Source organism: Sorangium sp. So ce1504, assembly GCF_051521635.1.
Classification (GTDB): Bacteria; Myxococcota_A; Polyangia; order Polyangiales; family Polyangiaceae; genus Sorangium; species Sorangium cellulosum_B.
Map to the genome: position 1 here is coordinate 6,910,534 of NZ_CP150365.1, position 20,581 is coordinate 6,931,114.

The following is a 20,581-nucleotide window of genomic DNA, read 5'->3' on the forward strand; positions in this document are numbered from 1 at the left end:
GCCGGTCGGCGCCTCGCGACGGAACACAGGACAGGAGACACGATGAAGATCTACGGACATCCCATGAGCACGTGTACGCGCAAGGTCCTGACGGTGCTCGCCGAGAAGGGCCAGGAGGCGCAGTTCGTGCTCGTCGACCTGATGAAGGGCGCGCACAAGCAGCCCGAGCACCTCGCGCGCCACCCCTTCGGCGTGATCCCGGTGCTCGAGGACGAGGACTTCACGCTCTACGAGTCGAGGGCGATCATGCGTTACCTCGATCACAAGCTTCCGGGTGCTCCGCTGACGCCGACCGAGCTCAGGGCCAGGGCGCTCATGGATCAGTGGCTCAGCGTGGAGCAATCGTACTTCGCCACCCCGGCGGTCAAGATCGTCTTCCAGCGGGTCTTCCTGCCGATGCAGGGCAAGCCAGGCGACGAGGCGATCGTCGATGCGTCCAAGGCCGAGGTCTCGAAGGCGCTCGACGTGGTCGAGAAGGCGCTGGCCGGCCAGGAGTACCTCGCGGGCTCGAGCTACTCGCTGGCCGACATCTCGTGGATGCCGTACCTCCAGTGTCTCGTGGTGTCGAAGGTCGAGGACCTCATCACCGATAGGCCGAACGTCGCGGCGTGGTGGAAGCGCATCAGCGCGCGTCCCGCCTGGGTGAAGGTGTCGTCCTGACGCCTGCCGGCATGCCCTGAGCGGGCGTCTTCTGCTCAGAACGCAACGGGGTGGTCGGCGACGCCGGGGACGCCGGTGCATCGCTGGCGCCCCTGCGCGGCCGCGCTGCCGGACCGCCGGGCGCGGCGGGCGCTCCTCGGCCCTTCAGCTCGGCGCGCCGAGCACCTCGTCGAGCGTCCGCGCGCCGAGCACCCGCTCGCCCCACCGCTCGAGCTCGGCCACGTCGGCTGCATCGATGCGAGCGACGACGGCCGCGGGCAGCTCGCCGAAGCGGGCCCGGAGCTGCCGCAGCAGGAGGTTGCGCCCCCCTTCCTTCAGCCCCTCGTCGCGCAGTTTTTGCTGGTAATCCTCGAACCACGCTCGGATCTCTGCGCTCACGTCGTCCTCCTCGCTCGTCGCCTGCTCATCGAGCCCGAGCCGAAAATGTACCAGGAGAGGCGTGGCGACGCTCCTCTCCCAAGAGTCCTCCGGGGTCGATGCGTCGGGTTCCGCATCGTTCGACGAGGCGCCGACTGGAGACGCTTGCGCGCGGGCCCGGCGTTCGAGCTCGTGATACCAGGTGAGCTGCTTGCGCAGACACGAGCGGACCTGCCGCAGGCCGGGCGTGCGGTGAAACGGCTCGAACAGGCTCGGCTCCGCGGAGAGCTCGCCCAGCAAGCCCATCCCGGCGCGCTCGGCGTCCCGCGCCGGATCGGGCACGCTGTAGACATCGATCTTCTGCGTCGCCGCGAGCACCTCCACCTCCGTCTCCGGAGACGAGGCTCGGCTCAGCGCCTCGCGCAGAATGTTCTTCGCGAACTGGTCAGCGCCGTTGTGCATCGGCGTCGCACCCTAACCGCATCACGGAGAACTGCCCACAAGATAGAGCGGAAGATCCGCGACAAGCATGCTTACGCGTGGAGCTCTGTGCTCATCACGAAAACGACTCTCCAAGCTGCGGTGCCCGCCAATGACGACTGCGGAGCCATGTCGGGTTCGGCGTCTTCAGGCCGCCTCATCCCTCGCTTCCCCCTGCGGTCTGAAGGATGCGGCCACAGACATCGGCCGCCCGGCGCGAGCCCGGCTCCGCCCCGTCGAGGAGCCCCACCAGGTTGAACAGGTCGAACGCCGCGGCCCAGCGCTCGAACCCCTCGGGAAGCGGCGCGCTCTGGCGGTAAGCGCCCGCGAACGCCGCGACGAACTCGCGCCCCGGACTCCAGCGCAGGAGCTGGCCGACGTCCATCAGGCTCGGTCCCGCGTACGCGAACTCCCAGTCGAGCACGAGGAGCTCGCCCGACGACAGCCAGTGCAGGTTCGATGCCTTGAAATCCCCGTGGAGGAGCACGGGCGCCGACGCCAGCGCGCGCAGCGCCTCCGCGTTCGCGTCGAGGAACGCGCGCACGCGCTCGCTCAGCTCGCCGCGCAGAGCAGGAGCCAGCCTGTCGAGGACCGCGTCCACATGACCCCGCAGCGCGCCGATGCAGTCGGCGAACGGCACGGACACGGCGAGCTCCGGCCCCAGGAAACCCGCGCTGTCGTAGCCGACGCCGTGAATCTCCGCGAGCGCGCGCCCGACCGCAGCGCCACACGTCGCGGTGTCCTGGAGCGGTCCGTGGAGGACGTGCTCGAGGACGAGGAAATCCTCACCCGCCGACAGGACCGCCGGGACGCGGAACGACCTCCAGCCCCGCGCGAGCAGGCTGGCCTCCTTCGGCGCCGCGCTGGCGTCTCGGCGGTACACCCGCAGCACGCGCTCGGCGCCGAGGCGCACGTTCACGTTGGCGTGCCCGCCGGAGAGCACCTCCGCTTCGCCGGTGAACGACCGGACCCGCCGCTCGATCTCGGCGCGCGCGAGGGTCTGGACGTGCGCGGCGCGCTCCCACGCGCGCTCGGGGTTGGGGAGCAGCCTCATGCGGTCTCTCTTCATTTCAGGCACGAGGCGCGCCGCGCGTCGAGCGCCCTCCCTCGGACAGCGCCCCCGCGGTACGATGCGCGCATGCCCGTGTACCGCACGTCCGCCGTCGAACACGCCGCGGCGGTCGCCGTGGCGGCCCGGACCGACGTGGGCCTCAGCCGCGAGCACAACGAGGATACCTTCCTGATCAGCGATCTCGCGCGCGGGCTCGCCCATGGGCCCGCGGCCGCCCAGGCGTCCGTCGAGCCGCCGCTCGCCCTGTCGCTCGGCGTCTACGACGGCTCCGGCGGTGCGTCGTCCCCCGACGCGGCGAGCCGGCTCGCCGCGCGCATCGTCCACGCCATCCTCACCCGCTCCGCGCCCCGATCGAGCGACGCCCTCGAGCGGAGCCTCCTCGAGGCGATCGGCGAGGCCGGGCGCGCCGTCCGCGACAACGCCCGCCGGAGCTCACAGCACCGGAACAGCGGCACCACGGCGACCGTGGCCGCGCTCTGCGATGAGCGCCTCCTGCTCGCGCAGGTCGGCGACAGCCGCGCCTACCTCCTCCGGAGCGGCGTCCTCACCCAGCTCACCCGCGACCAGACCCTCCTCCAGTCGCTGCTCGACAGCGGCAAGCTGCGGCCCGAAGAGGCCGCCACGTTCGAGCACAGGGGCGTGATGCTCCAGGCGCTCGGGCTCCGCGAACACCTCAGGATCGCGCTCTCCGCCGTCGAGCTCCGCCGCGAGGACACCCTGCTGCTCTGCACCGACGGGCTGAGCGACCTCGTCGACGATCGGCACATCGCCGCCGCGCTCGACGCCCACCCCGACCCCGCGGCGGCCGCCAGCGCCCTGATCGACGCCGCGCTCGCCGCCGGAGGCCGCGACAACGTGACCGCGCTGGTCACGCGGTTCGACGGCCCCTGGCTCGCCCCGCCGGCCAGCGACCGCGCCGCGGAGATCATCGAGATCGCCAGGTTCGCCGAAGGGCCGACGCGCCGCTCCTGACGGCGCGCCGGCTCGCGATCACGAGCGCCGCGACCCGCGACCGGCAGCGTCCTGCCGCGGCGCCAGCCGGCCTCGCCTCCGCCCGCGCGCCGCGAGCGCGAGGGCGGCGAGCGCGCCGAGCCCCGCCGAGATCGGAGCCCCGCCCGCCGCGCCGCCGAAGCTGCACCCGCCGTCGTCCTCCGCCGCGCCAGATCCCTCGTCAACGCCAGCGCCCGTCGTCGCGCCCCCGCCCGTGCCCGCGCCCGCCCCCGTCGTCGCGCCCCCGCCCGTGCCCGCGCCCGTCGTTGCGTCTCCGCCTGCGCCCACCGTGGCGCTGCTGCTCGCGCTCGCCGCCGCGTCCCCGCCCGCGCCCGTCGCGCCGCCGCCCGTGCCGGCGCCGGAGCTCGCGGCGCTCGTCGCGGCGCCAGGGTCGGAGGACTTGAGCACCAGATCCGCACAGCGGTAGTACAGCGTGGCCGGCCTCCTGTCCGTCATGACCTGGATGAGCTGAAGCGTGCAGTTGTCACACTCCACGTCCGGGAGCGTGACCTCCGCGGAATACGACCCTCCGCGCTTGTCGGCGATGCCGTCGAGCAGGCAGCCCTTGTCCACCCCCGGCTCGCAGAGATCGTTCTCGTTCGCCGGCTCCGGGAAATCATCGAAGCCGTCGTCGTCGAACATGATCCGGAAATGCCCGGGGTGATCGATCGTCTCGTTCCACGTCACCGTGATGGTCTCGCCCGGCTCGAACACGGTGACGGTCTCGCCCCGCGCATCGCCGCGAGCACCGCAAGGCGACACCTTCTGCTGGTCGTCCGCGTGCCTCGGCGCGGGGGACGTGAGGTCGATGTGCGCGCGGCTCACGCCAGCGAACGACATCACGGCGGCCAGTACGAACGATCCCATCAGCATGCAACGCATCGATCCACCTCCTCGGAGCCCGCGGGCAGCGCAATCTACACAGCGGCTCATCGTCTGTCTGCGACGTCCTCAAGCAAGGAATTTTTCATGGACAGGGCGCCAGCGACCTACGTCGCGAACCGCCGGGCTCAGCCCGGTGAAAGCGCTCGGGCTTGCTTTTCGTGGTGAATTCAGCGATCCCACCCGGGGCGGAGGGGCGCCTCTGCAACGCCGATCAGGTAGAAACGCTGTGTCCATGCGGCTCTCCGTGAAGGGAGGCCAGCACGGACCGCGTGGGGGTGGGGCCCCGCCGGCTCTGCCGGCGGGCGGGGGCGGCGCGTGCCGCCCCCGGTGACAAAAGCGGAGGTTCATCATCATGGAGCAGCGCGCACTCGGTTCTACTGGCGTCACGATCCCGGTCGTCGGACAGGGCACCTGGCAGATGGAGATGGACGATGAGGCGGCCTGCATCGACGCCATCCGGCGGGGGATCGACGCGGGCATGACGCACATCGACACGGCAGAGATGTACGGCTCGGGCGCTGTCGAGGCGCTCGTCGGCAAGGCGATCGCCGGCCGCCGCGACGAGGTGTTCCTCGCCTCCAAGGTGCTGCCCAGCAACGCGAGCTACGCCGGCACGATCGCGGCGTGCGAGCGAAGCCTGGAGCAGCTCCGCACCGACAGGCTCGACCTCTACCTCCTCCACTGGCCCGGGTCGCACCCGCTCGAGGAGACGTTCCGCGCCTTCAAGGACCTGAGGGACCAGGGCAAGATCCGGTATTTCGGCGTCAGCAACTTCGACCAGGCGGAGCTCTCGAAGGCGATCGCCATCGCCGGAGCGCGCGAGATCGCCTGCAACCAGGTGCTCTATCACCTGCTCGAGCGGTCGATCGAGCACCGGGTGCTGCCGCTCTGCGAGCGGCACGGCATCGCGGTCGTCGCCTACAGCCCGTTCGGCTCGGGCCGGTTCCCGGCGCCGGACAGCACGGGGGGCAGGGTGCTCGCGTCCGTCGCCGCCGCCCACCGCGCGACGCCGTGGCAGGTCGCGCTGCGCTTCCTGCTCCGCCGCCAGCCGATCTTCGTGATCCCCAAGGCCGCGAACGCCGCGCACGCGCTCGACAACGCGGCCGCGGGCGATCTGCGCCTCAGCAGCGAGGACATCGCCCGTCTCGAGACGGCCTTCCCGCTCGGCCGGGATCGCGGCGTGCTGCCGACGCTGTGAAGCGGGCGGCGAGCGGAGGAACCGTGAGGACGCCAGAAGCCACCAAGATTGGATTTTCCCCTTGGCGTCATCTGGCGCCTTGGCATGCCTTTCCGTCAGGAGCTTCGCGAGCCCCGCTTCGTTCCGCTGAACGGCAGGGGCTCTCTTGGCGGGCGGCCGAACGTGGCATACTGCGCACATGAGCCACGCACGCTTATCCTCGCTTCTCTTCGGGCTTTTTCTCGCCGCCTGCAGCGGCACGGTCGAGATCCCGTCGAGCAGCGGCAGCGACGACTTTCGCAACCTCTGCGGCGGCACGGTCGATATGCCGTCCGGTAGCGGCGGCTCTGCCGGCGCTGGCGACACCGGCGATAGCGGCAGCACCGGCGGCGCTGGGGGCTCCGCCAGCTCGACCTCGAGCGGCGCGACACCGCTCGCCTGCGGAGGGCGCAGCGGGGGGATCTGCGGCGAGGAGGACTTCTGCGACTTCCCCGACGACTCGTGCGGAACGTTCGACACCCTAGGCCGGTGCTCCCCCCGGCCCGGGGGCTGCACGAAGGATTGCCCGGGCGTCTGCGGGTGCGACGGCCAGTTCTACTGCAATGCGTGTGTTGCGCAGCAGGCGGGGGTGGATATCTCGGACAATGCCTCCTGCGTCGAGACCGAGGTCGGCCGCTACACCGCCACGTACTGGCCCGGCGGGTACGATCATCTCACCATCTACAAGGCCCGGCCAGAGGCGGACCTCTGCGTGATGCTCTACGCCGAGGCGCCGAGCAGGCAGTCGCCTGCGGGCTTCGACATCGTCACGGTCCCGGAGATGTGGAGTGTGTCGCGCATCCTGATGAGCAAGGGGGCGGCCGACTGCACGCCGGAGGGCCTGGGCTCCGCTGGCGCGGCCGTGAGCGCGACGGGCGCCACCGGGAGCCTGACGATGGAGCTCCTGACGGGGACAGCCGCCCCGTGCACCGTCGACGTGGACATCACCGTGACCTTCCCGGAGGACCCCGCGACCGACCACCTCCGCGCGACGGACCTGATCGTGGACGCCGGGTGCCAGTAGCGGCCGCCAGACGCCGCCGCTGTCAGCGCTTCTTCTCGCCGCGCTGGGCCTTCTCCGCCTCGGCGAGCCGCCGCCGCGCGTCGTCCAGGGCCGCCTGGCTGGCGTGGCCCTTGGGGAGCGCCTCGTAGCCGGCCACCTCCTCGCGCAGCGTGGCGATCTGCTCGGCGCCCCGCCCGAGCCGCTGCTGGATCTCGGCGCGGAGCTTCAGGTAGCGCAGCCGGCGCGGGCCATAGGCGCGGCCGATGGCCCGCTCCACCGCGGCGAGCGCCTCCGCCTCGCGGCCCATCGCGTGGAGCACCTGCGCGAGCCGCGCGGGCGGCTCGTACGAGGCGGGCATCTGCGCCTCGCGCTGCGAGAGCATCGCGACCGCCTCCTCGCCGCGGCCGAGCGCGATATACGCCATGGCGCGCCCGTAGTCGTATGCGGCCGCCGCCTCGGGCGTCTTCGCCTCCTTCGCGGCCCGCTCCAGCACGGCGAGCTTCGACTCGCTCGCAGCGCGGGCCCCGCCCGCGTCGCCGAGCGCCTCGAGCCCCTCGGCGAGCAGGCCCCACGCGTCGGCCCTGTCGTCCGCGCTCGCGTCCGCGGGCGGGCTCGCGACGATCGACCGCAGCCGGGCGACCGCCGCCTCGCGCGCGGCCCGCTGGGCCTTGCCGCCGGGGAGCGCCGCCGCGCAGGAGAGCAGGACGCTCGCGAAATCGGCGGGCAGCGCCGCGCCCTTCACCTCGCCGACGTGCGCGCTGCCGAGCTCCGCGCACGCCGCGGCGTCCTTCTTGCGGTAGAGCGCCGAAAGGAGGCCGAGCAGCGCCTCGCTGCGCCGCGGCCAGGCCTCTCCGCCCCGGGCCAGGGCGCGCCGGTAGGCGGACACCGCCGCGGCGTGGTCACCCGCGCTGTGGGCCCGCTTCGCCTCGACCAGCAGGCGGTGCGGATCGTCCGCGGGCAGCGCCGACGCAGCCTGCGAATCCATCGCGAGCAGCGCCTCGCGGATCAGCTCGCGCAGCTCCTCGACCGAGGCGGCGCCCCGCCAGAGCCCGATCACCTCGCCGCCCGCCGGCTCGAGGACGAAGAACGTCGGCCACACCGTCACCTCGTGCCGCTCCAGGAACGGCGCGCTCTCCGGTCGATCCGTGTCGACGTCCGCGAACACCACCCGATCGGCGAACGGGCGCAGCGACGGATCGGTCAGCACGTAGTGCTTCATGCTCAGGCAGGTGTGGCACCACGGCGCCCACGCATCGACGAACAGCGCCTTGCCCTCGGTCCGGGCCTTCTCGCGCGCTCGCGGCACGTCGTCGTGGATGAACTCGAGCGGCGGCTGCGTGGCCGCCGGCTCCGGCCCGGCAGCGGGCGAGGGCGCCGCGGCTGGCGGCGACGGCGCGGCGGCCGGAGGCGCCGGCGCGCGTGGCGGCGGCTCGACGGCGCAGGCAGCGAGGGCGGCGGCGGAGACGAGGGCGGGGAGCAGGGCCGGGGCACGCACGGCCAGACAGGGTAGCCGAACCGCGGCGAGCTCGCCCTCGCGGCGACAGGCGAGCGCGGCACCGGGACCGAGCGCGGCACCGGGACCGGATCGCGGCGTCGCTGGCAGGCGCCTCCGTGCGTCGACAAGGCGCTCCCCGACAGCCGCAAAGCTGGTACAGTCCCGCCGCAGTGAACGATTACGCGGGTCGGTGCGGCAGCTGCGCGGCATTCACCCGGGCGCACGACGATCCAGCGCGCGGCCGCGTCGGCGAGTGCGCCCTCGAGGTGTACCCGCCGCCGATCAAGGCGACAGCGACGTGCGCCCGTTACCGTGCCAAGGGCGCGCCTCCGCCGCCACCGCCACCCCGGGCGGCGGGCCAGCCGCGCGGCGCCGGCGTCAGGCCGCGGGCGCCCGAGCGCGCCCCGTTGCCGGAGCGCCGGCCGAGCGCGGCGCCGCAGCCCTTCCGTTCGCCGCTGCCAAGGGAGATCGACATCGACATGGATATCGACGAGTTCCGCCGTGTGCTGCGCGAGGTGCTGTCCGAGGAGCTCGGCGTCGGCCGCGCGGAGATGGGCGGCCGCTGGGAAGGCGGGGAGATCGTGCTCCGGCCCGGGAAGGAGGGCACGGCCGAGAAGCGCATCCCGCTCGACGTGTTCTTCCACAAGATCGTGATGCTCCGCGACAAGCTGCGCGTGCTGGAGCAGAAGATCAACGGGCACGAGGGGCTGAGCGACGCGGAGAAGGTCCAGCTCCAGGCGTACATCACGGGCTGTTACGGGACGCTCACGACGTTCAACGTCCTCTTCGCGCGCCGGGAAGACGGATTCGCAGGCAGCGGCCGAGACGGCGACTGATACCCCATTTGCCCTGCCCCGAGAGCGCCACGGCTCTCCATCTCGTGCCTCGTGCGGGCCATGGGGGCCAGATCCCTCGCTCGGCCCTCCGCTTCGGCCTGCTGGGCCTGGTCGCGGCGCTATACTTCCCCCGTGTTCCGTTCCGATCGAGACGCGCTCGCGGGCAAGCTCGACGACGTTCAGGCCGAGAACGAGCGCCTGCGCCGACAGAACGAGGCCATGCGTCACGCCCTGCTGGCGCAGCGCGTCGGCGGGCAGCCTGTTGCCTCCAACACGTATCGCGGCGGCGTGGCCTGGCTGGGTGCCGGCGAGCGGGTCGCGCTCGCGCGGCATCAGCTCGAGGCGTTTCCGGTGTGGGCCACGGCGCTGCTGCACATCGTGACGTTTGGAATCGTGTCGTTCATCCGCTTCAACGCGATGCACGCCCAGCTGCCCCGGGCCGAGCGCGACGATCCGTCCGTGGGGAAGGCCATCGGCCTGCACTTGGCCCCGTACTTCAACTACTACTGGATCTTCTGGAACGGCCTCCGGCTCTGTGATCGCGTGAACCTGCAGTGCCGCCTGCGGGGCATGCCCGACGGCGTACCGCGGGGTTTGGTCATCGCGGCGTGCGTGGCGAGCGTCATCCCGTACATCCAGCTCCTGGCCGGCCCGATCGCCTGGCTGTTCGTCGCCATCGCCATGCAGCGCACGGTGAACCGGATCGTCGAGCTCGACGCGCGGACCACGAGGGAACGCGTGGAGCCGGTCGACGCGGGCGCTGGCGTGTTCGGCGTGCGGTTCCCTGCGGTTCAGGCGCTGCCGTTACCGGACGACGTCGCCGTCCAGGCGGAGGCGGAGGCGGAGGCCGCGGCGGCGATCGCCGAGCAGCGGCAGCGCCGCTAGAAATCCCGCCAGAGGAGGCGGTCGATGACGAGCGGCCGCCTGAAACAGTAGAGATTGCCGAAGTCCTCATTCGTGAAGGTCGCCCTCTTCTGGTACGGGCTTCCGAGACTGGAATTCTGAAGGTATGGCTCGGTCAACGTGAGCGGGAAGTAGTGGCTCAGGGCCAGCTCGGCAGCGTTCGCCATATCCCCAAGCAAGTGGTAGACGACGAGCGCCAGTGAGCCACAAGGGCGCCCCCGCGCTACCGTGCTGATGCGGATGACGTACTCCGAAAATGCGGGGAGCCCTTCAAGCAAATGCCTATGATGCCTCATCCCATCTAGAGCGGTTTTCGTTCGGGTTCGGTGCAAGCAGAGCACGTCCGGTAGGGTGATGGCACGCAGGCTGCGTGGGCTACGCGCATGGGACCGTACAGTGTCGACCTGCGACAGCGGATCGTTGACGCCTACCGCAACGGCGAGGGAAGCATGCGAGAAATCGCCGCGCGTTTCGCCGTCGTTCTCAGCACTGTGCAGGAGTATCTCAGTATCGAGCGGTCGACTGGGAGCGTAGCGCCTCGTCCGCACGGTGGCGGAAGGGCCTCGAAGATCGACGAGGCCGGAGCGCAGCAGCTACGAGCGCTCATCGACGAGAAGAACGACCGAACCCTGGATGAGCTAATCGAGCTGCTGGAGCACCGCACGGGGGCGCGCGTGAGCCGCCCTACGATGTGCCGCGCGCTGATACGGCTCGGTTTGACACGAAAAAAAAAGACGCTATGTGCAAGCGAACAGGACAGGCCCGATGTCCAAGTCTCGCGTCGGAGGTTTCGCCGCCGAGCGCGGGCAGCGGGGGCGCGTCGGCTGATCTTCGTTGACGAATTCGGCGCTCATCTGGGCATGGCGCGCCGTTATGGGCGTGCGTACGGCAAAGTCCCCGCCAATCCGGACCCGAACATCACGCTGGTGATGGGGCTTGGCTTGCGAGGTGTCGTTGCACCGTGGGCCTTCAAGGGGGCGATGAACGGTGAGCACTTCGACGTTTACGTGCGCCAGGTGCTCATGCCCGAGTTGAAGCGCGGAGACGTGGTCATCGTCGACGGCCTTGGCGCGCATCGCCTACGTGGCGTGCGCCAGGCGCTTCGTATCCGAGGCGTCCGCTACTGGATTCTGCCCGCCTACTCGCCGGACTTGTCGCCGGTGGAGAACTGCGGCTCCAAGGTCAAGGAGGCACTTCGCGCCGCCGCTCCGCGCACCGTGCCGGCGGTTTACGACGCGATGGTCCGTGCGGTCGACAAGGTCTTCCGACAGGACGCGCAGGGCTGGTTCGCGCTGAAAGGCTACGTCCGACGACCTCGTCGTCCTACTCGGCGGCGCCCAGTCCGGTCGCAGGCTCCTGCGCGCGTTGGTCGAGCCCGTGCCCCGCCGAATGCTCGGTGTACCGCACTCGAACGAAAACCGCTCTAGTACGGGTCTCTGATCCGTCAGGGGATGCGTGCAGACGAAGCTGGCTGGCTGGAGCGCTCATCGGTTCCGGGGGACCGCGGCGGTGCTCTTGCGCAAGACCAGCTCGGCCTCGACCACGACGCGCGAGCAGGAGCGGCGGCCGCTCTCGATCTGCCCGAGCAGCAAGTGGAGGCACCTGCGCCCCAGCTCGGAGAAGTCCTGGCGGACGGTGGTGAGCGGAGTCGTGAAGTAGGCCGCCTCCGGGATGTCGTCGAAGCCGACGATGCTGATGTCCCGCGGCACCGCGCGTCCGATCTCGTGGAGGTAGCGGAGCACGCCCAGCGCCATCTGGTCGTTGGCCACGAACACGGCGGTGACGCCTGGCGTGCGCGCCAGCTGCGGGGCGAGCTCGTAGCCCGAGCGTGCGCTCCAGTCGCCGCGCAGGAGAGGCGGCGGCTCGACGCCCGCGGCCTCCAGCGTCGAACGCCAGCCGTCGATGCGCTGCTCGGCCTCGAGCGAGTCGATCGAACCGGCGATGTGCCACACCGTCCGGTGACCCAGGTCGAGGAGATGGCGCGTCGCGGCAGCCGCGCCGCCGTGCTGGTCGACGGCGACCACCGGGACCGAATCGTCCGGCCCCCCCTCGACGGCGACCACCGGCACGTCGGAGGTGACGTGGCGGAGCGCGTCCACCGCCGACCGCAGCGGGGCGATGACCATGATGCCGTCGGCGCCCTGATCGCACAGCCCCTTCACCGCATCCACCACCGGCGCGCGGCTGAGCGATTTCAGGCTGACGACGCTGACGCCGTACCCGGCGTCGTGCGCCGCCGTCTCGAGCCCGTGGAGCGTCGACGCCGGGCCGTAGTGCGTCGTGTCGAAGCTGACCACGCCGAGCGTCCGCGAGCGCCCGGTGACGAGCGCCTGCGCCACGGAGCTCGGGCGGTAGTCGAGCTGGCGGATCGCGTCGAGCACGCGCTCCCGCGTGTCCCGATGCACGTGGGGGCTGTCGTGCAGGACCCGCGAGACCGTCTGGTACGAGACGCCGGCGAGCTTGGCCACGTCGACCATGACCGCGGCCCGGCGCCCGCCTCTCTTGATGCGCCCCTCGGGAGGAGAGTTTTCGTCCATCGGGGCCAAGCTTAGTCGCGCGCGGGGGGAATGGGATCGACATCCACCACGACCGCGCCCCGGCGCCCGCCGCTCTCGATGCGCCGCCCGGGCGGAGCCTTGCCATTGGCCGGGCCCGATCTCGGCGGCGGAGGGGCGGATCGGCGTGAACGTCCCCGGTCGGGCCTCGTCCTCCGGCTTTGCCCTGAGTGGGTCGTCAGCCGCCGGTGGTCGCGCCGCTCGCCTCGAGCCGGACACGATCAGCCCCCGCACGCTTCGGCGACCCAACTCGCACCTGCCTTTCGCGCGCGCCGCTGCGCCACGACCGCGCCCAGCGCGACCAGGGCGGCGACCGCGCCCGCCGGGGAGCTGGGCCCCGATTCGACCCGGCAGGCGCGCCCGCCCTCGTCCTCGCTGGCGTTGTCCGCAGGGGCGGCGCCAGCGTCGCCCTGTTGTTCTCGCGCAGAAAGCGGGAACCATCGTTCCATCTGGGCCTCTTCTGACCATGGCTTCTTTCGGCACTCCGAGGGGGCATAGCCTATCCTTGGGACATCGGGGCGACCGCCCCCGTGCCATCCGCGCAATGGATACTCACCCTCGAACCTTGCTCGTCTCCAGCTGCTGCGCCGGCGATCACACCTCTCTTGGGGATTGATACCTCCACACGTGAGACGAGTCTTTAGCCGTGCTTGCGATGCTTCGCCGGGTCGTACTTCTCCTTGCTCTTCCACATCGAAAGAGCGATCGCGGCGACCCTTGATCCCCTACTCCTACAGCACGGCGCGCAGCTGCGCGACCTCGTGACCCGCGAACTGCTCGGCCTTCAACCACGGGCCCGCCCAGACGCGCTCGTCCTTGTAGTCGGCGCCATCGATCTTGCGGGAGCTGGTGAACTGATACTTGCTCATGGGCTCTCTCCATCACAGGCCCCACCCGGCTTGTTCGCGGCGTTCGTGACGGCGAAGTTCCAGACCAGGGTGAGCAACGCTTCGGGGTTCTCGACCTGTGGGAGGTGGCCAGTGTCGGCGAGGAGCTCGAAGCGGGCGCCGGGGATGGCCGCGGCGTAGGCGCGGCCGTAGTCGGGCGTGCTGATACGGTCGCTGTCGCCCCACACGATGAGGGTGGGCAGGGTGATGGCGGACAGCCGGCGGCGCAGGGTCGGGTCCATCATGCTGCCGCCGTAGATGCGCAGGGCGGCGAAGTTGCTGGCGATCGAAGCCTCCATTGCGGCGCGCTGGGCCTCGCTGAGGCGGGTCACGTCGATGCGGAAGCGCGCGGGGTCGTGGTAGCTACGCTCGGCGAGCTGGCCCTTGGGCAAGCTGAACACGTCGGCGATGGGCTGGTCGGCGACGTCGATGCCGACAGCATCGACGAGGACGATGCTGCGGATGCGGTGACTGCCAAGCAGCGCAAGCTCTGCGGTGATCCAGCCGCCGATGGAGTTGCCGACGACGGTGACGTCGGTGAGGTCGAGCTGATCGAGCAGGGCGCGGTAGAGCCGGGCGAGGACCGGAATGCTGTCCAGCCATTCCGGTCGCGGGGTGCCGCGGAAGCCGGGGTGGGCGGGCGCGATCACCCGGGCGTGTTCGCGCCTGGCGAGGGCCTGGGCGAAGCGGTCCACCGACTGAGGGCCGGCGCCGCCGTGCAGGAGCAGGATCGGCTGCCCGTCGCCGTGGGCAGCGACGGTCACCTCGGCAGGCCCGCGGTCGGGCACAGTGACCGTGTACATCGTGGTGGTCATGAAAAGGTCCTCTCGGATCGGATGATTTAAGGAGCAGGCCGCGCTCATGCCCTCACTTCGCGCGCGCCGCCTCGCGCTCGATGATGAACGCCTTGAGCGCGCGGGCGGCGGCCGACAGGACGGTGCCTTTGGGGTGAATCAGCGAGAACGGCCGGCTCGCGCCTCGGAACGGCGCGAGCACTTGCACCAGCGTGCCGCGCGCGACGTCGTCCTCGACAAGGAAGTCGTACGTCTGCACGAGTCCGACGCCGGCGCGCGCGAGGCTGATGATGCCGAGCACGTCTTCCGAGCACCGGTAGTGGGCGTCGAGGACGAGCGTGGTCGGGCCGGGGTGGAAGACCCACGGGAGCGCCCGACCCGAACGCGGCATCTGGAACGCGATGCACGTGTGCTTCTCGAGATCGGAGGGCGAACGCGGCGCGCCGTGGCGGGCCAGGTAGCCGCTGCTCGCGTAAACGCCGAGCGCGAAGTCACCGAGCTTGCGGGCGACGAGCGTCCTGTCGGCGATCGCTCCCATGCGGATCGCGAGGTGGTGACCCTCGCGAACGAAGTCGACGTTCTGGTTCGACACGTGGATGTCGACCCGTATGCCGGGGTAGCGCTCGCGAAACACGCCAAGGGCCGGGAGCAAACGGTGGTGGCCGAACGTCGTCGGGGCGCTGATGCGCACGAGCCCTTCAGGGGAGGAGCGCTCGCTCGCGAGCTCGCGCTCACCCGCGGACAAGAGCGCGAGCGCCTGGGTGCACAGCTCGTAGTAGCGGCGCGCCTCGTCGGTCGGCGCGAGGCTCCGGGTGGTGCGCCGGAAGAGCGTCACGCCGAGCCTGCGCTCGAGCCGCGCGACGCTCCGGCTCGTCGCCTGCGGCGTGACCGCGAGCAGCCGCGCGGCGCGGGTGAAGCTCCCCGTCTCGTAGGTGCGGCAGAACGCCTCGACGTTCGGGAGCGTGCCGGCGAGCGAAGGTGCGACCATTCTCAACACCCTAGTACAAATGCTTCGCCCTGTCGTCGTCTACCGGGCTCGCGCCGGAGAGCCTAGGAGTTGGATATGACCAATCCGGATCGCCACCCCGGGCGCCGCGCGGCGTTGACCACGCTGCTCGCCGCCCTGTCCGCCGTCTCATCCGGGTGCGCGGGCGGCAACACGCCCGACACCGCTCACCCGAACCAGGCGCAAACCGAGGAGAAGAACATGACGCAGCGAGTGCTCATCGCCATGACCAGCCACGACAAGAAGGGCGCCACCGGGGAGAGCACGGGCGCCTACCTGCCCGAGATCGCGCACCCGTACGTGGAGTTCACGAAGGCGGGGATCGCCGTCGACTTCGCCTCGACCCGCGGCGGCCGCGTGCCGCTCGAGGGCCTCGACAAAGTCGAGCCGGCCAGCGCTCCGTTCCTCGACGGCGGCGCGCTCGCGGGGCGCCTCCACGACAGCACGCCGGCGGACCGCGTCGACCCGTCTCGCTATGCCGCTGTCTTCTTCGCCGGCGGGCACGGCACGATGTGGGACTTCCCCGAGAACGAGGCGTTCGCGCGTGTCGCCGCGAGCATTTACGAGCGCGGCGGCGTCGTCGGCGCCGTGTGCCACGGGCCCGCGGCGCTCGTGAACGTGCGCCTCTCGTCCGGGCAGTACCTCGTCGCCGGCAAGGCGGTGAGCGCGTTCACGAACGAAGAGGAGCGGGCGGTGAAGCTCGACGCCGTGGTGCCGTTCCTGCTCCAGGATCGGCTCGTCGAGCGCGGCGCGCTCTTCCAGCCTGCAGCGCCGTGGCAGAAGCAGGTCGTCGTCGCGGAGCGCCTCGTGACCGGGCAAAACCCTGCGTCGGCCGCGGGCGTCGCCGAGGCGATGGTGCGCCTGCTCCCTCCAGAGGCGCGTTGAGGGGTCATACGCCCGATGCGCTCCCCAGGTCCGGCGATTGGGCTCCGTGCCCACGGCAGGCCCCCGTGGAGGGAGCGCGTCGCGCGGGGAGGTCCCAGAGCGGGTATCGGAGGCCGGTGCGACGTTGAGGACGACAGGGGCGCTCCGCGGCGTTGAGACGGCCTCCGGCCGGGCCCGCGAAACGCGACGGCGGGCGCGCTGGGCGCGAGCCTCGTGACACGGAGCCAGCAATTCCGCCGCGCCATGGATTCGCCGGGATCGGCCGCGGGCGCGGGGGCGGCGGCGCGAACGGGGAATCGGCGAGATCTGCGCCGTAGGCGCTCGCCGAAGAGATGCACGGCGCGTCGCCCACCATGGTACAAGGTGCGAGGAGGTCGCCGCGCAATGGCCATCAAACAGCTCACGCCAGAGCAGGTTCACACCATGTCGCTCGAAGAGAAGGACGCATGGTGGCTGAAGAACGTCTACCGCGGCGACATGCCCCAGCTCACGTGGCGCTCGGCGATCACGGGCATGCTCCTCGGCGCGTTCCTGTCGCTCACGAACCTGTACATCGGCGCGCGCACCGGCTGGTCGCTCGGCGTCGGGATCACGAGCGTGATCCTGGCCTTCGGGCTCTTCAAGGTGCTCTCCAGGCTCGGCCTCGCAAGCGACATGACCGTGCTCGAGAACAACGCGATGCAGTCCATCGCGACGTCGGCCGGATACATGAACGCGCCGCTCTTCACGAGCCTCGCGGCCTACTCGATGGTCACGACGACGATCATCCCCATGGGCCAGGCGATGATCTGGATGTTCGTCCTCGCCATCCTGGGCGTGCTCTTCGCCTTCCCGATGAAGAAGCGCTTCATCAACGACGAGCAGCAGCCCTTCCCCGAGGGGATGGCCGCCGGCGTCGTGATGGACGCGCTGCACGAGAGCGACGAGAAGGAGGGCCTCTTCAAGGCGAAGCTCCTCCTCGGCGGCGGCCTCCTGAGCGCCGCGCTCGAGCTCCTCCGCGACGACAAGGTGATGCGCGCGCTCTTCGCGCTGAAGAACATCCCGCATTACTACGACGAGTTCCTCTATGGCGGGCGCTTCGCCGATCTGCTCAAGCGCTCGGGCCTCTCGCCGGCCATCCGCGGCACCCCCCTGAACGAGCTCACCATCCGGTTCGACACGAGCATCATCTTCGTCGCCACGGGCGGCCTGATGGGCATCCGGACCGGCGTGTCGCTCCTCCTCGGCGGCATCCTCAACTACTGGATCCTCGCCCCTCTGCTGATCGAGCGCGGGATCATCCTGCCGAAGAACGGGCATTTCGGGTTCGGCGCGATCACCCTCTGGGCGCTGTGGGGCGGCGTCGCGTGCATGACGACGTCCTCTCTCTACGCCTTCTTCTCCAAGCCCAAGGTGATCATCGACGCGTTCAAGGGCCTCACCAAGAAGGGTGGAGCGACCGACGTGCTCGCGGACATCGAGCTCCCGGTGAAGCTGTCGATCATCGGCATACCCATCGTCGGCGTGGTGATCGTGGTGCTCGGGCAGCTCTGGTTCGGGATCTCCTGGTGGCTCGGGGCGCTCGCGATCCCGCTCGTCTTCATCTTCTCGCTCATCGCGGTCAACTCGACGGCCATCACGGCGATCACCCCGACCGGGGCGCTCGGCAAGCTGACGCAGCTCACCTACGGCGCGCTCGCGCCGAAGAACATCACGACGAACCTGATGACGGCCGGGATCACCGCCGAGGTCGCGAGCAACACAGCGAACCTGCTGATGGATATCAAGCCGGGCTACATGCTCGGCGGCAAGCCGCGCCACCAGGCGATGGGGCACGTGCTCGGGACCGTCGCGGGGCTCGTGCTCTCGGTGCCCATCTGGTACCTCGTTCTCATCCAGGGCGACATCGGCCGCTACGGGACGGAGCGGCTGCCGGTCCCGAGCGCGCTCACGTGGAAGGCCGTCGCCGAGGTGCTGATGAAGGGGCTCGATTTCCTCCACCCGACGGCCAAGTCCGCGGTGGTGGTCGGGGCGATCATCGGGATCCTCGTCGAGCTCACGAGGCAGGTCACGAAGAACCGATTCCCCCTCTCCGCGGTCGCCCTGGGGCTCGCGTTCATCCTCAACTTCACCGATATCTGGTCGATGTTCCTCGGCTCGTTCCTCTTCTGGCTGCTCGAGCGGCGCGCCGCGCTCTGGCACAAGAAGCGCGAGCAGGAGACACGGCTCAGCGAGACGGCGCCGGGCGGGCGCTCGGACGCGCCGCCCGCGCGGCCCTGGTACGCGCTCGCCGCGGAGAACACCGAGGCCATCTGCGCGGGCGTGATCGCCGGAGGCTCGCTGATGGGCATCGGCCTCAGCGTGCTCGGCGTGCTCGTGCTGCCCGACGTGCTGGAAGCCGAGAGCCTCACCAAGGCGCTCAGGCAGATCCTTCATTTCCTCCCGAAGTGACGCGCTGGCGGCCGACGGGCGGGCCCATCCGGCTCGCTCGCGGCCGCCTGCTGAGCCCGATCCGGCGCGCGGGCGTGCTCGGGACGGCGCCTCGCCACGCGAGCGCACGCGAAGGTGGAGGTGCGTTGGCGGCGCGCCGCGCCGGCCCCAGCCATGCAGCGGCGCCTCACTGTGACAGGAATGCGCGCCGTGGAGGGCCGCGGCGAGCGCGTACCAGGCCGCGCGGGCGCAGCACGTCGCGCTGTCGAGCCGCTCCGCTCGGAAGCGCTCGTGGCGCGGTTCATGCAGCCTTGTTTGCACCGCGTCAACACGAGGTCAGCCAAGGACGCGCGAGGAAAGAACCGTCCATGCCGGTGAATGCGCCCCCCTCCCGAGGAACGCCCAACCCCGAGCCCGTCGGCGATCCCGGACGGGGTCCGCCGGTGCAGGATCCGGCGCCGCGCGAGCCCCCGCGGCGCGATCCCGATCCTGGCGAGCCGGCGCGTCGGGATCCCCCGCCCCCTCCACCGGCGCCCGGAGAGCGCTCTCCGGAGATCGAAGATCCGCCGGCGCCGGGGCAGCCCCCCAGGGAGCCCGGGGTGATCGCGAGGGCCGGCCGCGCTCGGCGCGCGGCGCAACGTCATCCCCTAACCGTCGAGAGGTTTCCATGAACACGTGTGACTGCTGCGGCAACAGCTACGACAAGGCATTTCAGATCATGGTGGGCGGCACGAGCTACACCTTCGATTGCTTCGAGTGCGCGATTCACAAGCTCGCGCCCGTGTGCGCCCACTGCGCCTGCCGCATCGTGGGGCACGGCATCGAGGCCGGCGGGGCGTTCTACTGCTGTGCGCACTGTTCCAAGCAGGAGGGCGTGGAGGGGGCGATCGATCGGGTGGCCTGAGCCGCCGCCGGGGCGCCGGCGGCGCGCGGGCCGCCGTTCGCGTGGCCCCGCGGATCGATCTGCGCGAGGTCGTACCGCGCGCTCGGCGGGGTCGACCCGCCCTGCGCCGGGGGCGTCGCCGCGAGCCGATCTGCGACCAGGGTGGCGGCCAGGATGAAGAGGAGCAGCGCGACGCCCGTGTGCCCGCGAGCCTGCGTGAGCATGAATGCCTCCTTCGCGGCGAGGCGGTCGCCTCGCGCTCCAGAAAACTAGATCCGGGACGCGCGTGTGATAATGCTGGCCCGCCGACGAGGATTGCGTCGCGGAAGGAACGAATGGGATGGATCCGGCGGGCGGTCACCTCGGTGAGATGAGGGCGTTCCTCGAGGTGGCGCGACGGCAGAGCTTCTCGGCGGCGGCGAGGGCGCTCGGGCTCACGTCGTCGTCGGTCAGCAAGCAGGTCGCGCGGCTGGAGGAGCGCCTCGGCGCGCAGCTCCTCCGGCGCACCACGCGCCGCGTGAGCCTCACGGAGGCAGGGAATCTGTACGCAGAGCGCGCAGACCGGATCCTCTCGGACATCGAGGAGGCGCAGCGGGCGGTCGCGGATCTCGACGGGACGCCGCGCGGGACGCTGCGCATCTCGGCGCCCACCGTCCTCGGCTCGATCCGCGTCGCGCCCGCGGTGCTGGCCTGTCGCGCGAGGTACCCGGAGCTCCGCATCGATCTCGATCTCACCGACCGCATCGTCGATCTGGTGGCCGAGCGCATCGACGTGGCGGTGCGCCTGGCCGCCGAGATCTCCCCTGCTTCCCTCGTCGCGCGGCGGCTCGCCGACGACCTGCGCGTGCTCTGCGCGAGCCCGCGGTACCTGCGGCGCCACGGGACGCCGCGCTGCCTCGAGGACCTGGCCGACCACGACTGCATCACGCTCAACCTCGAGCCTGTCGCCCGGTGGACGCTCGTGGGCCCCGAGGGCGAGCGCGTCGTCCCGGTGAGCGGCACATTCCGCTCCAGCGACACGATCACGCTGCGCGACGCCGCGGTCGCCGGCGTCGGCCTGGCGAACCTCCCCGACTACGTCGTCCAGGATCAGCTCGAGAGCGGCGCGCTGCGGCGCGTGCTGCCGGAGTACGGCGCCTCGAAGCGCGCGAGCTTCGCGGTCTATGCGGCGCCCGCGCGCGCCGCGGTCCGCGTCGTCGTCGACGCGCTGGCCAGGGCGATGGGGGCAGCGGAGGCGGCGAAGCCGACGGCGCGGAAGCCGTGAT

Annotated in this window: 21 protein-coding genes; 11 read left to right on the forward strand and 10 right to left on the reverse strand. The window is 71.0% G+C overall.

Translation table 11 applies throughout. The annotated features are described in order from the left end of the window. Positions 1–42 precede the first annotated feature (42 nt). Positions 43–660, forward strand: a complete 618-nt coding sequence (locus WMF39_RS25885; protein WP_437739152.1) for a glutathione S-transferase family protein — start codon at positions 43–45, stop codon at positions 658–660. 144 nt (positions 661–804) lie between these two features. Here WMF39_RS25885 and WMF39_RS25890 read toward each other — a convergent pair whose 3' ends face one another. Beyond that, on the reverse strand, positions 805–1,479 hold the full coding sequence (locus WMF39_RS25890; RefSeq protein ID WP_437739153.1) for a DUF4351 domain-containing protein: 675 nt from the start codon (positions 1,477–1,479) through the stop codon (positions 805–807). A 175-nt stretch (positions 1,480–1,654) separates the two neighbouring features. Beyond that, positions 1,655–2,551, reverse strand: coding sequence for a phosphotransferase family protein (locus WMF39_RS25895; protein ID WP_437739154.1), 897 nt, complete (start codon positions 2,549–2,551; stop codon positions 1,655–1,657). A gap of 84 nt (positions 2,552–2,635) precedes the next feature. On the opposite strand from WMF39_RS25895, the gene WMF39_RS25900 reads away from it, so the two are divergent. After that, the gene (locus WMF39_RS25900; RefSeq protein ID WP_437739155.1) at positions 2,636–3,541 is read left to right on the forward strand and encodes a PP2C family protein-serine/threonine phosphatase; all 906 of its coding nucleotides are present in this window, start codon (positions 2,636–2,638) and stop codon (positions 3,539–3,541) included. A gap of 18 nt (positions 3,542–3,559) precedes the next feature. Here WMF39_RS25900 and WMF39_RS25905 read toward each other — a convergent pair whose 3' ends face one another. Continuing rightward, the gene (locus WMF39_RS25905) at positions 3,560–4,441 is read right to left on the reverse strand and encodes an SCE4755 family polysaccharide monooxygenase-like protein (protein ID WP_437739156.1); all 882 of its coding nucleotides are present in this window, start codon (positions 4,439–4,441) and stop codon (positions 3,560–3,562) included. Positions 4,442–4,796: 355 nt separating this feature from the next. Here WMF39_RS25905 and WMF39_RS25910 point away from each other — a divergent pair, with 355 nt between their 5' ends. Further along, on the forward strand, positions 4,797–5,642 hold the full coding sequence (locus tag WMF39_RS25910; protein ID WP_437739157.1) for an aldo/keto reductase: 846 nt from the start codon (positions 4,797–4,799) through the stop codon (positions 5,640–5,642). Between the two features lie 178 nt (positions 5,643–5,820). Next, positions 5,821–6,684, forward strand: a complete 864-nt coding sequence (locus WMF39_RS25915; RefSeq protein ID WP_437739158.1) for a hypothetical protein — start codon at positions 5,821–5,823, stop codon at positions 6,682–6,684. A gap of 22 nt (positions 6,685–6,706) precedes the next feature. On the opposite strand, the gene WMF39_RS25920 is transcribed toward WMF39_RS25915, so the two are convergent. After that, positions 6,707–8,158, reverse strand: coding sequence for a thioredoxin family protein (locus WMF39_RS25920; RefSeq protein ID WP_437739159.1), 1,452 nt, complete (start codon positions 8,156–8,158; stop codon positions 6,707–6,709). Between the two features lie 170 nt (positions 8,159–8,328). Here WMF39_RS25920 and WMF39_RS25925 point away from each other — a divergent pair, with 170 nt between their 5' ends. After that, positions 8,329–8,994, forward strand: coding sequence for a hypothetical protein (locus tag WMF39_RS25925; protein WP_437739160.1), 666 nt, complete (start codon positions 8,329–8,331; stop codon positions 8,992–8,994). Positions 8,995–9,126: 132 nt separating this feature from the next. Then, positions 9,127–9,879 (forward strand): hypothetical protein, encoded by a 753-nt coding sequence (locus WMF39_RS25930; protein ID WP_437739161.1) that lies wholly within the window; start codon positions 9,127–9,129, stop codon positions 9,877–9,879. On the opposite strand, the gene WMF39_RS25935 is transcribed toward WMF39_RS25930, so the two are convergent. Further along, the gene (locus WMF39_RS25935; RefSeq protein ID WP_437739162.1) at positions 9,876–10,175 is read right to left on the reverse strand and encodes a hypothetical protein; all 300 of its coding nucleotides are present in this window, start codon (positions 10,173–10,175) and stop codon (positions 9,876–9,878) included. The two genes, WMF39_RS25930 and WMF39_RS25935, sit on opposite strands and share 4 nt — an antisense overlap. 105 nt (positions 10,176–10,280) lie before the next feature. Between WMF39_RS25935 and WMF39_RS25940 the strand changes: the two genes are divergently transcribed. Beyond that, positions 10,281–11,324 (forward strand): IS630 family transposase, encoded by a 1,044-nt coding sequence (locus WMF39_RS25940; RefSeq protein WP_437739163.1) that lies wholly within the window; start codon positions 10,281–10,283, stop codon positions 11,322–11,324. A 57-nt stretch (positions 11,325–11,381) separates the two neighbouring features. Here WMF39_RS25940 and WMF39_RS25945 read toward each other — a convergent pair whose 3' ends face one another. From WMF39_RS25945 to WMF39_RS25965, 5 genes are all read right to left on the reverse strand, one after another. Further along, positions 11,382–12,434, reverse strand: a complete 1,053-nt coding sequence (locus tag WMF39_RS25945; RefSeq protein ID WP_437739164.1) for a LacI family DNA-binding transcriptional regulator — start codon at positions 12,432–12,434, stop codon at positions 11,382–11,384. A 239-nt stretch (positions 12,435–12,673) separates the two neighbouring features. Continuing rightward, positions 12,674–12,901: an MYXO-CTERM sorting domain-containing protein gene (locus WMF39_RS25950; RefSeq protein WP_437739165.1), complete on the reverse strand. Its 228-nt coding sequence runs from the start codon at positions 12,899–12,901 to the stop codon at positions 12,674–12,676. Between the two features lie 282 nt (positions 12,902–13,183). Then, positions 13,184–13,321, reverse strand: a complete 138-nt coding sequence (locus WMF39_RS25955; protein WP_437739166.1) for a hypothetical protein — start codon at positions 13,319–13,321, stop codon at positions 13,184–13,186. Further along, positions 13,318–14,154, reverse strand: coding sequence for an alpha/beta fold hydrolase (locus WMF39_RS25960; RefSeq protein WP_437739167.1), 837 nt, complete (start codon positions 14,152–14,154; stop codon positions 13,318–13,320). Before WMF39_RS25960 ends, WMF39_RS25955 begins: the two co-directional genes overlap by 4 nt. A gap of 52 nt (positions 14,155–14,206) precedes the next feature. After that, positions 14,207–15,121, reverse strand: a complete 915-nt coding sequence (locus tag WMF39_RS25965; RefSeq protein ID WP_437739168.1) for a LysR substrate-binding domain-containing protein — start codon at positions 15,119–15,121, stop codon at positions 14,207–14,209. A gap of 75 nt (positions 15,122–15,196) precedes the next feature. Here WMF39_RS25965 and WMF39_RS25970 point away from each other — a divergent pair, with 75 nt between their 5' ends. The 4 genes from WMF39_RS25970 (at position 15,197) to WMF39_RS25985 (ending at position 20,580) form a co-directional block, all read left to right on the forward strand. After that, positions 15,197–16,024 carry a type 1 glutamine amidotransferase domain-containing protein gene (locus WMF39_RS25970; RefSeq protein ID WP_437739169.1) on the forward strand — a complete coding sequence of 276 codons (828 nt, stop codon included), beginning with the start codon at positions 15,197–15,199 and terminating at the stop codon, positions 16,022–16,024. Positions 16,025–16,408: 384 nt separating this feature from the next. After that, positions 16,409–18,454 carry an OPT family oligopeptide transporter gene (locus tag WMF39_RS25975; protein WP_437739170.1) on the forward strand — a complete coding sequence of 682 codons (2,046 nt, stop codon included), beginning with the start codon at positions 16,409–16,411 and terminating at the stop codon, positions 18,452–18,454. Positions 18,455–19,100: 646 nt separating this feature from the next. Continuing rightward, the gene (locus tag WMF39_RS25980) at positions 19,101–19,337 is read left to right on the forward strand and encodes a hypothetical protein (RefSeq protein ID WP_272093661.1); all 237 of its coding nucleotides are present in this window, start codon (positions 19,101–19,103) and stop codon (positions 19,335–19,337) included. Positions 19,338–19,656: 319 nt separating this feature from the next. Further along, positions 19,657–20,580, forward strand: coding sequence for a LysR substrate-binding domain-containing protein (locus WMF39_RS25985; protein WP_437739171.1), 924 nt, complete (start codon positions 19,657–19,659; stop codon positions 20,578–20,580). Position 20,581 lies beyond the last annotated feature (1 nt).